Here is a 17421-nt window from a genome sequence, read left to right as displayed (position 1 = left end):
CTCTTTTCTTTTATTTTTTATTTAATTTCTTCTGTATTCCATATAGAAGAAGATTTAAATCTTTAGGAAGTTAAGGGACTACCGGACTATCCTAACTGAAAATTATAACGAATTTCTTTGCAACAGTGACAATCAATCGATTCAATGACTCTCCCTAATAAATAAGGAGTATCAGCTAACGATGTCAGGAAATCAAGCTGAGAACTACTCTTTTGTCTATGAACAAAGACTATTTTTTTGTGTAAACTATTAAAGACTTTTTCAACAGTTGATTTAGATATAATCTTCTTTTCTATTGTATCTGAGCATTTCTCACATTCTATTCCTTCAATAATCAATCCTGTCTTCATATTTATACTCCCTATCAGTACTATTTTCGTCAGCTATTTAGCTAGTTACTTAACAGAAGAAGGTTTGAATCTTTTTAATCGTAATGCGTTTATTAGTACAGATACAGAGCTAAAGCTCATTGCTGCGGCTGCAATAATTGGACTCAATAAAGGGCCTCCGAAGAGATATAGTAGTCCCATTGCCACTGGAATGCCTAATATATTGTAAGCAAATGCCCAGAATAGGTTTTCCTTGATATTTTTGATTGTGGCTTTACTTAATTCGACCGCTGTTGGAACGTCCATCAAATCACTTCTCATCAAAACAATATCAGCTGATTCCATTGCAACATCTGTACCGGAACCAATCGCGATACCAGTATCCGCTTGCGCTAAGGCTGGAGCATCATTGATACCATCCCCGACCATGGCAACTTTTTTACCTTCAGCTTGTAGTTTTTTCACTTCATTCGCTTTATCTTCTGGCAATACTTCACTCATTACACGATCGATACCAACTTGTTTAGCAATCGCTTCGGCAGTTCGTTTGTTATCTCCTGTAATCATGGCTACTTCAATACCCATTCTGTGTAATTTTTCAATGGCTTTTAAACTATTTTCTTTAACGGTATCAGCAACGGCAATAATACCGGCAATGTTTCCATCCTTCGCAATATACATGGGCGTTTTACCTTGATCAGCTAACTTATCTGAAGCTGCAGCTAATTTTTCCAACGAAATACGGCTTTCAGTCATTAGTTTTTTATTGCCAAGCAATAAATGTTGACCGTTAATAATTACTTCAATACCCAATCCAGGAATGGCCTTAAATGATTCTGTTTTAATTAATGCCAAGTTTCTTTCTTTTGCTCCATTCATAATGGCTTCACCCAGTGGATGCTCAGAACCTTTTTCGGCAGAGGCAGCTAAAATCAATAGGTCAGTTTCAGAAAGACCATTTGTAGTCACAATATCGGTTACCTTTGGTTTTCCTTCTGTAATAGTTCCTGTTTTATCAAAAATAATTGTCCCAATTTTATGAGTGGTTTCCAAAGCTCCACCACTTTTAATCAAAACTCCATTTTCGGCTCCTTTACCCGTTCCAACCATGATAGCTGTTGGTGTTGCCAATCCCAATGCACATGGACAAGCGATAACCAGTACCGAAATCGTAATAGTTAAAGCAAAAATCCAAGATTCTTGTCCTAAGAAGAACCAGGCTAGACCAGCTAGAACAGCAAGAACTATTACAATTGGAACAAAAATACCAGAAATTTGGTCAGCTAATTTGGCAATCGGAGCTTTTGAACCTTGGGCATCTTCAACCAATTTAATGATTTGAGATAAGGCAGTATCTTTCCCAACTTTTGTTGCTTTGTATTGGAAACTTCCGTTTTTATTAATGCTTGCACCAATAACGTTGTCGCTTGGTTTCTTCTCCACCGGCATACTTTCACCGGTCAACATCGACTCATCGATTGAGGTATTTCCCTCCATTACGATTCCATCAACCGGTAATTTTTCACCTGGTCGAACAACAATAATATCTTCAACCTGAACTTCATCAATCGCTATTTCCATTTCTTGATCGTTGCGCAATACACGTGCTGTTTTTGGTGCTAGACCCATCAGTTTTTTTATCGCTTCTGACGTTTTACCTTTTGAAACTGCTTCAAAATATTTTCCTAATGTAATCAGCGTTAAAATGACAGCTGCAGATTCATAATAAAGAACCATCGTGAAGCTGATATCGCCCACATAAATCATATAGGTTCCAAATAGACTATAAACAAATGCGGCACTGGTGCCAAGAGCAACAAGAGAATCCATATTTGGATGTCCTTTAAATAAGGTTTTGAATCCAACCGTAAAGAAACTGCGACCATAATACATGACTGGAAGTGTTAATATTAATTGAGTTAGAGAAAAGGTTATAGGAGACATCATTGGATCAACAATTTCTGGTAGTGACAAACCCAACATATGCCCCATGGCAATATATAGTAATGGTAGTGTGAAAATAGCCGACATTAAAAATCTGTGCCACATCTCTTTAATATGCTGTTGTTTCTTTTCACGGTCCAAATCGACTGCTGCTGCAGAGTCGACTTCCTCATGAGCTTCATACCCAGCATCGGTTACGACTTTTGTTATATCCGATACATTCAATACGGTTGGATCATACTGGACTGTCATTTTTTCAGTTGCCAGGTTGACAGCTGAGTTGTTCACCCCTGCAAGTTTTTGCGTTGCCTTCTCAATGGTTTGTGCACAAGAAGAACAGGTCATTCCTTCTATATTAAACGTCTTTTGAAGCGTATTTGGTTTCGCTGCATACCCTGCATCTGTTACAGCTTTTTGAATGTCTGCTTCTGTCAAAGATAATTCATCAAATTGGATAGTCATTTTTTCAGTAGCTAAATTAACGTTTGCTGCTTTTACACCTGGTAACTTACTTGTAGCTTTTTCAATTGTTTGTGCACAAGAGGCACACGTCATACCCTCTATGCTAAAAACTTTATTTTCCATTTTATCCCTCTTTTTCTTAGTGATGGTGTAAGTGGCATTCGCATTGTCCCGGTGCACATTCGCATGGTACCTCATCCAATGCTGTGTTTTCTTTTTCTTCCAATAGTTTTTTCAGCATATCAATATCTACCTTGCTTAGAGTAGCTTCAACTATCATGTTGCTGATAACATGACCCGATTGCTTATTACAGACTCGAGAAAGGACATCATCCGTATACAAATCCATACTTTCTTCTTCAGTAACCGCCGCAGAATAAATAAATTTATTTCCTTCTTTTATAGTCTGCAAGGCGCCTTTATCGACTAAACGACCGATCAAAGTTTTGATAGTAGCTGCTTTCCACTGTTTTTTATTTTCGAGAATGGCCGTAATTTTTCTACTGGTAACCGTTTCATTTGCCCAAGCTACACGCATGATTTCCCATTCTGCATCTGTTATTTTTATTGAATTAGTTGTCAACATCTTATTTACCTCCCTTTTCGTTTACATATGTAGTCTTTCTTGATATTTATAGTTTACATTCGTAAACAAAATATGTCAAGTAATTTATTAACTTTCACCTTTTCTTATTTAGGCATTTCAAAAATTTTGATCCATTCTCACTATTTTCATTAAGGTATTACCTTTATTTTATCTCGCAAGTAAAAAAGCTCTACCTAATAGAACCATTAGGCAGAGCTTTTAGGATTAGAATAATCTTAAATAATTGTACGAACAATCTTTATCTATCCTCTATTCTTGTGATAATTCATCTTCAGTAACCCATTTATGATTTTTTACCATTTCTCCACCATCTGTTGGTTGATAGTCCAGCATGTAAACGGTTGTCTCTTCAGCAGAATCTATGGTAGCAGTCACACCTTCCATGCCTTCCATGTGGCTTGCCTCTAGAATTACTTCTGTTCCTTCGTTTAAAGGTTCTTCTTGATTACGCGCTTCTGGTATTTCTTCTTTTAAGACCCATTTATGGTTTTCTACTATGGAATCCCCGTTCGTTGGTTCGTAAGTCACCTCATAGGCAACTGTATCAAATGCACCCACAATTGTTCCGGTAGCCCCTTCCATGCCGGCCATATGATCGGTTTGGATAGTCACCGTGTCTCCAACTGGATAAGTTGGATTTTCTGCCTCTTGCAAACCTTCTGGTATTTCCCCAGAATCATCATGCATCATGCCATCCATACCTTCTGATTCACTCATCATTTGAGACTCTGAACTACTTTCAGCGGCTGGAATACTGGATTGTACACTTGTATCAACGGACTCTTGGTTTTCACTATCTTGAGGTGAGCAAGCCGCTAGCAAAGATAAAGAGGATAAGGTTATTACCCCACCAATAATTTTTTTCTTATTCACAATCTATCTTCCTTTCTTTTATTTACATTTGTAAACTTACACCTAGATTTTAATTTTTTTATACTACAATGTCAAATAATACAAATCTAAATTTTTTGAGACACTACATAATCCACTTGATTCTTTTTACTTTACTTATTATTTATTTTGCTGCTGAAGTTGCACTTTTAGATCGCATCATATACATTCTAGTAGCCATTTTCCCACCTTGCATAGTTGCTTTACCAGATCCTGTTCCGTACCACATGCTTCTTAAAACACTTGGCCCACGAATAATCAATACCCCAAAACCAATTAGCAACATAAAGCTGTACCATTCAAAACTTGTACTAGACAACACTTCTACGATTCCTACCATTAAACCCATTTGGACAATGATACTCACAATTTGGCTCAGAAATTCGCGCCACCATACAGACATATAATTGTATTCTTCATTGATAATAGATACTGCTGCCCAAACACTCAACAACTCCAACAAGACAAGATCCGCATGATAAATACAGATTTTGATTAGGAAGGTCGCAAATACAATAAGTAAGAATAAAAGTAAGAGAAGTGTACTAATAACATTAGGAGCGACTTGCGAGACGTCTTCTATATTAATAAAAGAATTGATTTTTTCTGCAGTCATACCACTAATTGAACTAAACATCCATTCTCCTAATGGATAGACAATCATATCGAGCGAAAAAATTAAAATTAACGGTAAAATTAGTACCATTGCACTAGCCTTAAAAGAGTCGACAATCAATCCCCATACAGAAGCGTCTCGACTACCTTCCGCTTCAGATAATAAAAAAATCAATACTTTAGCTAAAGCGATGGTAACTAGCATAACACCACCAAAGGCTATGAATATTCCATACAGTTGAGAGAAAAAACCACTCAGTGCATTGTGATCAAAAATAAGCTTTCCTAAAAGGTTAAAGGTTGTTTCTAGCAAATCTGTAATCCAGTCTGAAAACATTTTGGAAATCCTTTCTCCCATATTTACCACTCACCTTCTTCAACAGAATTCAGTTTCCACTCTCCATCTTCTATATTCATTTCAATCTCTACCAAACTTGGTGTAATTGTTGAGATACTTTCAATTGAAGTACTGTGATTTACTACTTCCAATTCAGGATTTACGTTACTTTCCTCAATACTAAACGCTTGCCAAAAAACTCCGTTATCATAACTTTCTTCACTTTCTCTTAAAAAAAATAAATCTTTACTAAATACAGCATCTGTATTGAATTCATAGTTTTCAACCTCTTCAGTAATTTTTTCTTGATAACTTTCTGTTAAATAAGGAAAAACCTCATCTTCTAAACGAGCTTGTAAATCATCATTATTTAAATCAGAAACACGTTCTCTCTCTTCGTGTAGAGTCAAAAAACTTTCTAACTGTTCTGTACTCTTTTCTAGTGCCTCTTCTTCGTTAAATCCACATCCGGATAAAAAGAATGAAATGCTCAATAGCATTAACCCTTTCGTTCCTTTAATCATTTCGTCACTACCTTTCTTAGTTCATTGACTTAAAAAAGCTGGCCGCTTCAGTTACTATTTCTTGTTCTTTTTGCTCTTTTACCTTTTCATGTTCTTCAGACTGCTCCTTTTCTCGTTCGGTTCGGTTCTCAGCGTTTGCTTTCATGTAGGCATGATAGTTTTCTTTATCTTGTTCGAATTTTTCTAGTTGTTCAGCTGTAGAATGTGGTATATAGTCACTTTGATTCAACAAAAATTTGGGTTGTGGAAACAACTCGAATTGAAAAGCTTTTTTCACTTGAATAGGGCGTTTATTTTGAAAAACAATCAAACTCGTATCGTCTTCCATCTGCATAATTTCACCAGCCGTCATTAAATCTCTTCCCGTGTAACTTTGATTTTCGCTGGAACTACTAGAATTATTCTCTTTCCCATGTTGTGTGCTCTCAGACTCAGTTTCAACCTTTACAGTAGCTTTATCCAATAATCGTTTAAAGTACTCTGCAGTAGTGGAATTCGCAGCGTTTAAGCAGGTCTTTACAGCGCAATTTCCTAAAATGCTTTCCGCTTTTTTATCGCCATATTTATCCTGCAATTGCGTCAAAGTTTGAATAATAGTGGCCACTCCGATTCCATACCCTCGACAAGTAGCTAAAAATTCTTCATATCCAGGAAATTTACCTAAGTTCACAAATTCATCCAAAATAAAGTTCACTGATTTCGGCAGTTTTGAATGGTTTTCAGATGCAAAATCATAGAGTTCGTTAAATAACTGGCTAAAAAAGATATTGATTAGCCCTTCCCAGGATTGATCCATCACTGGAATAATAACGTAAAGCACCATTTTTTTGCGTCCAATATCACGTAAATTAAAATCACTAAATCGCGTGAATTCGGCGACTTCATCATCCACAAAGTCGGATATCGTCGTTAAAAGGGACATAATGATACTACCTTGCATGTCTCCTTTAGCTTTTTTATAGCCTAGTTCATACGCTCGCCTAGCTGGGTGTTTGCGTTCTAACTTTAAAAATTCTTCGTCTAAGCCACTTTCGCCGTCTTCATCTGATTCAGGGTCAAACTCTTGTAAAAAGTCTAAGATTCCCTCCATGTTTCGTCTTTCAGGAGGCAATTCATACTTTACGAACAAGATAAGAGCCTTTAACAGTGCTCTTTGTGAGTAATACCAAACGTCTCTTTTGCTGTCTTTATTGGCACTATCCACAATTTTAGTGGCCACTGTGGTGGCATGAATGTCTTTTTTGACGTAGTCAATGGGGTTGTGTCGGTCAGAAGCCATCATATTCGCAAAATTCAAGACCCGGACGTCATAGCCTTGCTGCTGTTTAACGGCAGCTGTTTGCTCATACACTTCTCCTTTGGGATCCGTCACAACGATGCTATTTTCCGTTTCATTATAGACATTTGTAATCACAAAACTTTGGGTTTTAAAAGACCCTGGTCCTCCCATCACCATTATATTTCGATTGGGTTTCGATTCAGTGGGTTGAATAATGACCTTATTATTTAAAATACCTAAAATGGTTCCTGTCATCTGTTTTCCTCCCCTTCAGTTGGTTGATCAAGCGAAGCGGTAAAGTTTTTCAGTATCTCTTGCTTAGATTGAGCGAGGTAATTTTTACCGTCAAAAATTTCTTTTTCACGTGCCCAACGTGCTGATCCATGGTATTGATTTCGTTCATCGGCTTCCCATCCCTCTTTCTTTTCTTTAGACGCTAATTTGATTTGAACAGAAGCACAGTAAAGTAAAAGACCAATGGTTCCCATTATAAATAATGGATTATTTGTTTCTATCAACGTTTGAATCGTTTGAAAAGGATGAAGAAGTGTCTCTTTTACTGTTTCGAGTAAGATAGTGGTCGTTAAAGACAATTTAAACTCAGAAAAGGTCATTATCAATTGAGTAACCACTATTAAACACCACTCCGAAAGGATAAAACTAACGAGAAACCAAACGAGTTTCTTTTTTATTTTATTAAAAAAATTTTCCACCGAATGCCTCCCTTAACGGCTTTAGTTGGTTGCTGTCAAATCTAGATTTGTTAATTGACTAATTTGATACTCTCCATTAGTTTCAATGAGGGTTACTTGATACAGTTGCGGCAAACGCGAAACCACTTCATGATCCAACGAGTATTCAGTAGTTAATTGAACTAAAAAAGTCAGTTCATCAGTCGGATGAAGATAAATAGTCAGTTCCGTTAACTGGTTCTTTACATCTAAAAGAGGCGGATTTGTAGAAGAAAGTTCTTTTAGGCGTTGAATGGTTTCATCTGTAGCCTTGTTTTTTAAGTGGTCGAAACGAGTAAGATAAGTATCATTATCGTAATCTAAATAAGTGCGTAATCCCTCTTCAATCACGGTCAGTTTCTTTTGGTTCGCTACAGTGTCAGTAAACTTATCCTCCTGATTGATTAGTTGTTCCATTGTTTTTAATTCTTTTTCTGTTTTTGAGAGCTTACTTTCTAGTGCTCGATTCGTTTGGTTTAAACTAAAGAGCGATACAATCAAAATAAGTACCGTTACGGTTCCAGTAACGGTTAGTAGTAATTTTTTCATCTCTATACCTCAATCTTTTAACTCATTCATTACAATCCCAACAAGGGTGCTGGATCGATTCGATTATTGTTTTGATAGACCTCAAAATGCAAATGTACACCAGTGGAAGATCCAGAAGTACCCATATAGCCAATGGTTTCGCCTGTTTCAACTTGTTGACCAGGTAAAACAGTAATCTCTTTTAAATGAGCGTAGAGCGTCTCTATTCCATTACCATTCGTTAGTTTCACGTAATTTCCCCAACTACTGGAGTAAGCCGCTTGACTAACTTTCCCTTTCAATGCCGCAAAAACAGGTGGATTTCCACCATTGATAGGCGCAAAATCAACACCTCCATGCAGTTTATGTTCTCCCGTTATAGGATGGATTCGAAAACCAAAAGCAGACGTAATGGTTTGATCCTCAACGGGGAAAGCTAGTACCCCATTGCCGGATAACCCACTATTTAAGGCTTGCTGGACTAAATCCGCATAATAAAAATTACCACCATTCGTGTATAAGTAATTGCCATTCCCATCAGCCACGGGAGCTGAGTAAGGATACGTTTGACCGGATATATTGCCTAAAGAAGGCGCGACGACTTCTTTAGAATACGTTTCTGCCAATTCCGTCGTGTGAACACCACCGTTATCTGCTATATACGTTAAATAACCACTACCAAAATTGTAGCTCTGGATAGCTGTATTTAGGTCGACTCCAGTTTGATTCATTTGATCAATCACATCTTTAAAGTGCTTAATTCCTATCTGAATACTGTAAACGGGATCTTGAATGGCATTAGGTGCTAAACCAATGGCTTCACTCGACTGCATGACGTCTAACTGAGAACCATCTGACTCAGTAGCTGTAATGGCCAATACAATCTGTATATAGTCTTCCATCCCATATTTGGCTAGTTCCTCTTCCATAATGGGTTTCCATTTTAGAACTGATTCAGGTATGGAAGCCAATTCGTTGTCATCAGTTCCAGTAAAATAACTGGAAAAGGCGGTCACTAATATCGTAATTAAGAGGACCAGGCCCAATGCAGACCAAGCAAGAACTTTTCCGATTTTACTTTTAACATAAAACGTTAGTGGCTTCATTTGTATCCTCACCAACTTTACTCGTTGTTTTGTAGTGTCTCGATTTCTTTCGTCAATGTTGCGATTTTATCCTTCTGAAGCTGTTGTTTTTCGTTCTTTTTCTCGTCATCTTCTTTAATGGCTTTTAAATCTTCTTCTGCTTTTGCCAATTCATTCTCTGCTTGCTTGAGTTTAATCTTGTTTTCTAAAGAAGCTGACGGAAATTTTTCTAGTACTTTTTGTGCACTGGTCACATCATCATTGGTTAGATAAGCCAATCCCATTCTGACTGCTGTTTCTTCATCTTCTAGAAAGGGCAGAGCAGAAGACATTGCAGCCGTATCATAAGCCACAATAGCCTTTTCAGTTTCTAGTTTAGTGGAGTGCTCTTCTGCAACTTCTGTCAGCGCTAAATCAAGAACCGCTTCACTTTGATCGTTGTCATAGTAATGGGCAATAACCGGCTCCAGAAATGAAACATCTGTATCTATGGCTTGTTGGAATTGGTTATTTTCAAAGTACATAGTGGCAATGTCCTCTTTAGAGTCTCCAGCTTTTTCCATAGCAATAGCCGCTTTTTCATAGTCTCCATTAACAATCTGTTGATTGGCTTCTAGTGAATAGTTTTTCTGTTCCATGTCTTGTTCCATTGCCTGAACAAGTTGTTCTTGCTGGGCATTAGCGTGTTGCTTTGTCATTCCTACTGCTGTCAAAGAGAAGAGAACACTCGCAGCTAAAGCATAAAGGGTGCGTTTCTTCAATTTTCCTTTATTGGTTGAGTTGTGTTGAATGTAGTCATAGGTCACAAAATCATACGCTTCTTCAACAATCAGCAACATTTCTTGCCTGGTACTAGCCTGAACAACTGCTTTAACCAATTCATTCCCACGCTTTAAGACTTCTTCTTTTTCTCCTAAGCACGTTTCATAGCTAAAGTTAGTCAAAATACATAAAACTAATGCTTTATACCGATCAAGATCGGAATACTTATGTTCTTGAGGCAATACATTTGTAGCCAAATAAGTATATTTCACCGTTTGCATTGGATAATAAAAAATTGTGGCCGGATGAATACTTACAAATTCAGACGTTTGTTGTAAAATGTTCTCTCTCAGTAGTGTTTGGGCAATCGATAACTTAACGGAGTATTCTTCTTTTTTTATCATGGTGAGTGATCTCATGCTTTCTAAGCGTTCATAATGAAGGTATAGTGTATGGTCATCTTCCTCTACTTGAATTAAATTAAAAAAATGAACATCATTTTGTTTTTTCAGACTCTTTATATCTTCGATTTGCTCATAAGAGCAGAGATTCTTTGAAATTTCATACACGATTTTTTCTTTAAACAATTTGATACTTCCAAATTCAAAGTTCATTACCTTAAAGTCTTGCCATCCTAGCATCTTATCCCTCCTTGCTAATCATATAGAAAGTTTTTAGCTTCTACCAACTCACTAGGTGTCATCTGTATGCGTTCTTCATAGTTGGGTACTTCCATTGCGGGTTCTCCATAGTGTTCTTCGTACCGTTCTGGATCCTTTAAACGTAATTCTTCTTCTGTTAGCTCGACCTTCATAAACGCTCGTTGCGATCCATGTATGATTAACGCTTCTCCTTGTTTTCTACGCGACAACAATTTCTTTTCTTTCTCACTAAAATTCATATGCAGTTTATCGGTCAAATCTTCTACACCTTTATCATCTAATCCAAAAAAGACTTTAGTGTAACTGTTTCCGATAATGGCCTCTCCAACATTTTTACGGTCACTCATAGTCCCTTCAAGGACATCTTGAATCTGTTGGGTTCCGGCAATCGCTCCTGCGTTGTACTTCCTGAACCGTTTATACGCTTGATAAAAGAATTGTGCGGCTTCTGGATTTTGAGTTAAAAAATGAAATTCGTCGACCACTAATTTAATGTTTTCAGTCTTGTTTTTAGTGATTTCGTCCCATAAGAAACTAAAGGTATTGAGATAAGCAGCTGCTTGAACATCTGCTTCATTTTGTAGAGCTTTCAAATCAAATGACAACAAGTTAGCATTAATATTTATATTTGTATGGCCATTGAAAAGAGTCGTTGAACCATGAACATAACTTTCTAAAATGTAATAAAAATCTTTTAATACCATGAACCGGTCTTGATCATTTTGTTTTAATTTTTCAATTTCATTAAAGACATTCTCTAAGGTAGGATATTGCTCTGATTTGATTTCAGAAATACTGGAATACTTAAAAATACCTGCGTTCAGATACGTATTACGTAAAACAGAGTCCAATACGGCTTGCTCTACTTGAGTAATATCCGGTTTTAAGACTTGAAAAAAGCCTTTTACCCGTTGAATCTTATCTTTCACTAACAACTCTAAATCAATCGTTAAAGTTTCGATATTCTCACTGATGTCTTCTGAGAAAATTTCTAAAGGATTGATTTTAGTTTGCGCATTTGACGATAAATGAACGACTGTCCCACCTAAGTGTTCAACTATTTGTGAGTATTCATTCTCAGGATCAATAATAAAAACTTTAATGTCTCGAGCAACATACCGTAATATCTTTTGAATCATATAGGTTGTTTTTCCGACTCCACTGGTTCCAATAACCACCATGTTTTGATTCAGCGTATTTCTACGATCTAAGTAATCGATAGCAATGAGACTGTTTGTGTCCTTATTAATGCCTTCAACGTCGCTCCTTGGCGATAAATGAAGAATTTCAGCGTCGTCAAAAGGAAACATACTAGACGCTACTTCTGTATTTGATTCTTTATACGTATAATCCCCTAATAAATTTTCGCCAATGGGAAGCGCACTCCAAAAAGCTTGATACATCCCTTTTACGGGTATCATAGATTTCATTTGTAACTTGATTAACGTTTTAGTGATATTCTCAGTCAAATCATTCAAAGTTTCTAGCGTTGAAGCATTTAAGTAAATATATGTGTACTGATAAATAAAGCTGGAGTTGCTCTGTAAGTATTTATCCAGTTGCCGGTTTGCAGTTTCGATTTGTTGCTCTAAGCGCTTTCGTTTTAATGGATCGTAAATCTTTAATAATTCTGCTTCTTTATTCTTAATCGTTTCGTTGTAGTGGTGAATCATTTTTGTTGAACTCGACGACTGTAAGAATTGAGAAATTGTGATATTCTCTTTTTTTCGTTTGAGTTCGGATAACCAGTTGCCATATTGAACTTTAGGGTAATCCACAATGGCAATGACACGAATAAAATTATCGCCACTTTCAATATAATCAGGAAATTCCTCCCAAGAAAACGGATAGACCACGTCTAAGCTACTTTTATCCAAAAATGAATCCAATGAACTTTCCGTTTCTACTTTGTTGACTGGTGATTGATCACTTTCTTCTTTTGTGCGTTTTTTTCCAAAATACACGCGTTTCCCCTCCCTTCTGGAAGCATTAATGATTGGAAAAATTCATTAGGTGTTTCAAGGTTTTCCGACATTCCATAGAGGATAATTGCCTGGCTTCCATATCGTAGTTTTCTAAACTATTCTCCAATGTTTTGATAAATTGGGTTACTTTTTCATGAAGATTAGTGGCAGCCAATTCAAGGCTAGTGTGTTTTTTATCCTTTATTTTTTGTCGGATCACAATTAGATGCTTTTTTGTGCTCATTTGGTTCGTCAATTGTAAGTTTTGATAGTAATCCACATAGCTTGCGATTAAGGTAACCTTTGCTTGATTAATAGGCTGTTCTTCTTTTACTTTTAAATAGCGCTTCTTCCAGTACAACACATACTCGTCAAAAGCGACTGGAGTCGTCATATCTAAATACTGTTGCACTTCTCCTGTATCCCCTTCACCAATAGTCGACATTAAAAAGGCATTGAATTCGTCAAAAATATCCTCTTGTTCGAGTTCATTTAGTAAATCCAGATTAACCCCGGACCCTTCAATCAAAGCGATTAGATAGCCTGTTTTTGTAATAAAAAAATCTTGATATTGTGCCTGAATCAACGACATATCTTGTAACGTTTGCTTCCCTGTGTCCAATTCTTTTGGTTCATAGCGAAAGATGTAATCATCTAAGGGTTCTTTACGTTGGTTCGTTTTGAAAGGAAACACGTTTCACCCTCCTATTCCATTGGTTTTCGTTTTTTGATATAAAATCGTTTTTGTCTAAAACGGTAACTTTTTTTATGCGTTAAATAATCCTGCATAGTAATGTTTTGACGGTGCTTAACAGGTTTTGCACTAATCAGTGCAAATGCTAGAGTTAACAGTAATAGGATAATGATCAGCTTCAAACCCAATAACCATAAACTATAGGGCGGAATAGCCAGCAGCACTAATCCAAAGAAACTAATGGGCAAGACATAAGTCGCCAGCTCCTTTAATGACAATCCTAGAAAAGCCCCATAAGTCGAATTGACGTTATCTGGAAAAATAAATTTCTTTCCTTTTTTAGCCATTTAAATCCCTTCTTTTCTATACAAATAAACTATAAACCCACGGTAATAACCAAATAATGGCTGCAGCTAAAGCAACTAAGCCCGCTACTCGACCAACAGCTTGGTAAACCTCGTTTTTTTCATGCGGATTGTCCGCTGCAGGCATCCGTTTGATAATAATGAATAATCCAACGACTGTCCCTACTAGCACCACTAACCCTGTTAAAATGCCTTGTACAATATCACCCGCATTTTGCAATTTAGCTTCTACTTGTCCAGCCGACGCTCCATAAACAATAGCTGGGTGACTCATCACCGTAAATCCTGTTGCCACAATGGCCGAAATAACTTTTGATTTTCTTTTCTTAAACATAAAAACCCTTCTTTCACGTTAGTCTTTGTCGGTTAAATGTTGTTCTAGTTCCAATTGAGAGTAGTCTTTCTGTCGGTTTTGTTTCATCGTTAAAAAAGCGGATAATTTTTCTTGTGCCTGTTCTTCGGAATCTAAACGAGGAGAAACAATAGCAAGATTTCCTTCAGTAAATTTTCCAATATAAAATCCACTTTCTTTTTGATCTACTGATTCAAGCTCAATAATATGTAGTCTTTTTTCATAGTTTTCAACTACATGACTTAATTGGATGCCATAAAAATCTAAAAAACCTTCTGCAAGACTCGCTCCAATAAAGGAAAGTTCACTTATGACTTGATTAGGCTTACTAGAATACTCTTCTATTGGTACTTTTCTTGCTTCTTCAACAAGTTCTGGCTTTCCAGTCTGTTGTAAAAAGCGTTCAAATAAATAGGAGCGCGTCTCAACCCTTGGTGAAAGTTCTTTTTTTATGACCTCTTTTCTAAGTTCTTTCAATGGTTTTCCTTTTTCTCTCAATAATTCAGCTTTCTTTGATTGATTAAGCGTTTCTGACTGTTTGTCTAGGATTATTCCCCTTTTTTTATTGTGCAAAATAGGAGAACTCCCTTTCATACCGGACCATTTTTCAATATAAATATCTTTTCCTCCCTCCATAGAAAACAAAAAAGTTATTATATAAAAATAGATTTTTTCATCTATCTTTATATAATAACTTTCCTATGAGTGTTTTTCTAATCTTCTGCTCATTCATTTAACTGTTTTTTCTAATAAACTTATTAATTGCTGTTCAAGCACGATATTTCTAGGATAACCTGTTTCATCTGATAGTTCTTGAATCCTTTTAGAACTTGATTTAGTCAGTTGTATCCCTTGCTGAACACGATCACTTTCTTTACTAATCAATTTAGCAGAAGGTGCACTATAGTCTAAAGTTAATGCATAGTTTAAAAGAGCGGTATTCGGAATTCCCGTTTGCTCTTTAAATAAAGCTAACTGATTGACTGTTTCTTGTGACAGACAAGTTGTAGAGACTGCTTTAAAAACTGATTTTTCTTCACTTTTCCAATTAGTATGATTGACAACATAACTTAAATAAGCGGATAAATACTTTCTGACGGTTAAAAGATACATTTTTCTATTGTCATACTTCAAAAGGATAACGTCACTTATTTCGACTTGTAATTGCTGATGACTTACCTCAATCTTATCTAATTCATGTTCTAGTTCTTCTTTGGTCACCTCTTTAAATTGAGTTGCATAAAGGACTATATGCAACAGTACAGTAGAGGTCTTGGATATCCCTAGATAATGACCGCGTCTTTCTAACTCTTGATAAATCTCACGGGTAAGCAACAAACCAATTTTCAATAGTACACCTCTTTTCCAAATGATAGTAGTCGCATCATTATACCATTGAAACCAGGTTTAGTTATTCATAAGTATCGTTCAAAAAAATTAGTGACGATAATACTACAAAAAATTAAAACGGTAGTGTTATCGTCAAAACTGCTACACACTATTTGTATAAATCCTCATATTTAACGCTTAGGTCCTTTAGAAGAACGTTTATGTTTCTTTTTAGTCATTTCTTTTTCTTGCGCTCGTAATTTTTCTCGTTCTTCGTAATCTAATGAAGCCAGAATTTGATCTAACTGTTGAGGTCTAAATAAATAATTCAATAATTGACTGGAAGACATAGATTTTTGTTGAGAAAAAGAGAATTCACTCGTTTTTTGCTCTTTTAATGTATCAGCTTGCTCTACAGTCAGTACTCCCGTTTCAATACACTCATTGAGCAATAAATCGTGCAAATCTGGTCGCTCCATTAAAATAGTCTTCAATTCCTCACTCATAGCTAAAGAAGAAGTAGCTATAGATTCATCGTTGTTGAAATTTCCAGCTTTTCCATAGTCGTTAAAGTAAGCGACTGCAATATGCTGTTCTTCTAGTGTAAATTTAATCAGCGGTCTTTCTTTTAATTGAATTAAATTTTCAGCTGTCAATTGATCACCATAATAATCAATGGCTTTAGAAAAAAGTTCCTTAGTCGGAACATCTTGATCATTCAGTTCTAAAGTAGGAAAAACTCGAGAAATTTTATCATCATAGTAATGTTGAATCACTTTCATAGCAATCTTGTTTCTTTCTTGCTCTTTGATACTATTTTTTAATGTCGTGTAAACCGTATCCGGAAGATTTTCTACTGTTTTTACATCTTTGAAATCCACCTGGTATTTTTCTACAATGGACACTACCGTTTGATTCAACAGCTTGTTTTTTTCTTCATAGACTGAATAGGAATCATACGGACGTTTAACAACCTTTGATACTTCATGATACAGTTCTTGTTGGTTCGAGTACTCAAGTAGCTTTTCTACTTCTTCTGGTTCAATCACGCGGTCCTCTTTTACCGTTCGATTCGCTAAAGTTTTCACCTGATAATCAGATAAGTTCTTTTGATCTATGGTTGGATAATAGTGTTCAAGTAATCGCTCAGATTCTTTTAAAATGAGGCTATCTGCTTTCCCTACTAATTCCATTTGAGACTCAATCAAATTCAAAGTCTTCGTATCTTCTTTAAAGAGATTGTTTACTCTCGCAGAATTTGACCAATTGTTCAGCATTCGCTTCTTATCTTCAATCTGATTAAATGAAATGTATGTCTTCAGTTCTTTTGATAAACGAGTAATTTCCTTCTTTTCTGTTGGGCTAAGAGAACGAACAATCGTCTCCGTATCTTTTATTTCTTCAGCGTCTTTTTTTAACGTATAAACAATAGCTGCTTTTGCATTAGACTCTTTAATTTCTTTATTGATTTGAATACGGTCGCTATCTTTTCCTTTGGCTTCCATCTCTCTCGCAACAAATCCTTCATGAATGGTAGGCTGCTTTTCTTCCCCTAGATCAGCGTAAGATTTTTCTGAGATTGTTTGATTAATCCCATTTTCTTTTAAATAATGATTAGCCATGGTGGCCCAATTTTCTCTCCATTTTTGCATCCGTTCCTTCGAATCCCAGTCCGTTACATTTGCTTTTCTATTTTGACGGTAACCACTTTTCGTATAGAGTGGCTTCCCTTCTTCATCATTAATATAAATTTTACGCGATTTTACGTCCCAATTGCCATTTTCATCGAAAGGGCGAGTCGTCAACATTACGTGAAAATGAGGGTTCATTTCATCGTCTCTATGAATAGAAATATCCGCCACCATTCCAAGATCAACAAAGTTTTTCTGACAATAGTCTAACGTTAATTTTTCTTGTTCCAAAATGGATAACTCTACAGGCAATGCGACATTAAATTCTCG

General features: G+C 36.2%; 18 protein-coding genes. All 18 read right to left on the bottom strand.

What is annotated here, in order from left to right; genetic code table 11:
- Positions 1-86: 86 nt before the first annotated feature.
- Positions 87-350 (bottom strand): hypothetical protein, encoded by a 264-nt coding sequence (locus NST49_RS11795; protein ID WP_341048861.1) that lies wholly within the window; start codon positions 348-350, stop codon positions 87-89.
- A 45-nt stretch (positions 351-395) separates the two neighbouring features.
- Positions 396-2858 carry a heavy metal translocating P-type ATPase gene (locus NST49_RS11790; protein WP_023176453.1) on the bottom strand — a complete coding sequence of 821 codons (2463 nt, stop codon included), beginning with the start codon at positions 2856-2858 and terminating at the stop codon, positions 396-398.
- A gap of 16 nt (positions 2859-2874) precedes the next feature.
- On the bottom strand, positions 2875-3321 hold the full coding sequence (locus NST49_RS11785) for a CopY/TcrY family copper transport repressor (RefSeq protein WP_272956725.1): 447 nt from the start codon (positions 3319-3321) through the stop codon (positions 2875-2877).
- A gap of 270 nt (positions 3322-3591) precedes the next feature.
- Entirely contained in the window at positions 3592-4215 is a 624-nt protein-coding gene (locus NST49_RS11780; protein WP_341048855.1) for a YdhK family protein, read from the bottom strand.
- Positions 4216-4357: 142 nt separating this feature from the next.
- The gene (locus tag NST49_RS11775; RefSeq protein WP_341048854.1) at positions 4358-5185 is read right to left on the bottom strand and encodes a conjugal transfer protein TrbL family protein; all 828 of its coding nucleotides are present in this window, start codon (positions 5183-5185) and stop codon (positions 4358-4360) included.
- Between the two features lie 23 nt (positions 5186-5208).
- Positions 5209-5709 (bottom strand): hypothetical protein, encoded by a 501-nt coding sequence (locus tag NST49_RS11770; RefSeq protein WP_341048852.1) that lies wholly within the window; start codon positions 5707-5709, stop codon positions 5209-5211.
- A gap of 16 nt (positions 5710-5725) precedes the next feature.
- Positions 5726-7243 carry a VirD4-like conjugal transfer protein, CD1115 family gene (locus tag NST49_RS11765; RefSeq protein ID WP_341048850.1) on the bottom strand — a complete coding sequence of 506 codons (1518 nt, stop codon included), beginning with the start codon at positions 7241-7243 and terminating at the stop codon, positions 5726-5728.
- Complete coding sequence (locus NST49_RS11760; protein WP_341048849.1) at positions 7240-7701, bottom strand: hypothetical protein; 462 nt, start codon at positions 7699-7701, stop codon at positions 7240-7242. The genes NST49_RS11765 and NST49_RS11760 overlap by 4 nt, the downstream gene beginning before the upstream one ends.
- A 21-nt stretch (positions 7702-7722) precedes the next feature.
- A complete protein-coding gene (locus tag NST49_RS11755; RefSeq protein WP_341048847.1) occupies positions 7723-8268 on the bottom strand; it encodes a hypothetical protein in 546 nt (181 codons plus the stop codon).
- Between the two features lie 29 nt (positions 8269-8297).
- Complete coding sequence (locus tag NST49_RS11750; RefSeq protein ID WP_341048844.1) at positions 8298-9353, bottom strand: lysozyme family protein; 1056 nt, start codon at positions 9351-9353, stop codon at positions 8298-8300.
- A gap of 17 nt (positions 9354-9370) precedes the next feature.
- Complete coding sequence (locus tag NST49_RS11745; protein ID WP_341048843.1) at positions 9371-10735, bottom strand: hypothetical protein; 1365 nt, start codon at positions 10733-10735, stop codon at positions 9371-9373.
- Positions 10736-10749: 14 nt separating this feature from the next.
- Positions 10750-12720 (bottom strand): VirB4 family type IV secretion system protein, encoded by a 1971-nt coding sequence (locus NST49_RS11740; RefSeq protein ID WP_341048841.1) that lies wholly within the window; start codon positions 12718-12720, stop codon positions 10750-10752.
- A 25-nt stretch (positions 12721-12745) separates the two neighbouring features.
- A complete protein-coding gene (trsD, locus tag NST49_RS11735; RefSeq protein WP_341048839.1) occupies positions 12746-13414 on the bottom strand; it encodes a TrsD/TraD family conjugative transfer protein in 669 nt (222 codons plus the stop codon).
- Positions 13415-13425: 11 nt separating this feature from the next.
- The gene (locus NST49_RS11730) at positions 13426-13761 is read right to left on the bottom strand and encodes a conjugal transfer protein (protein WP_187949121.1); all 336 of its coding nucleotides are present in this window, start codon (positions 13759-13761) and stop codon (positions 13426-13428) included.
- Between the two features lie 16 nt (positions 13762-13777).
- A complete protein-coding gene (locus tag NST49_RS11725) occupies positions 13778-14113 on the bottom strand; it encodes a CagC family type IV secretion system protein (protein ID WP_187949122.1) in 336 nt (111 codons plus the stop codon).
- Between the two features lie 18 nt (positions 14114-14131).
- Positions 14132-14704 (bottom strand): hypothetical protein, encoded by a 573-nt coding sequence (locus NST49_RS11720; protein WP_341048837.1) that lies wholly within the window; start codon positions 14702-14704, stop codon positions 14132-14134.
- Positions 14705-14860: 156 nt separating this feature from the next.
- A complete protein-coding gene (locus tag NST49_RS11715) occupies positions 14861-15481 on the bottom strand; it encodes a hypothetical protein (RefSeq protein WP_341048836.1) in 621 nt (206 codons plus the stop codon).
- A gap of 170 nt (positions 15482-15651) precedes the next feature.
- A partial coding sequence (locus NST49_RS11710) for a MobA/MobL family protein (RefSeq protein WP_341048835.1) occupies positions 15652-17421 on the bottom strand: 1770 nt, incomplete at its 5' end.

Source organism: Carnobacterium sp. FSL W8-0810 (assembly GCF_038007125.1).
Classification (GTDB): Bacteria; Bacillota; Bacilli; order Lactobacillales; family Carnobacteriaceae; genus Carnobacterium_B; species Carnobacterium_B inhibens.
Note: the sequence above shows the minus strand (reverse complement) of the source record. Positions and strands in the feature narration are given on the sequence as shown.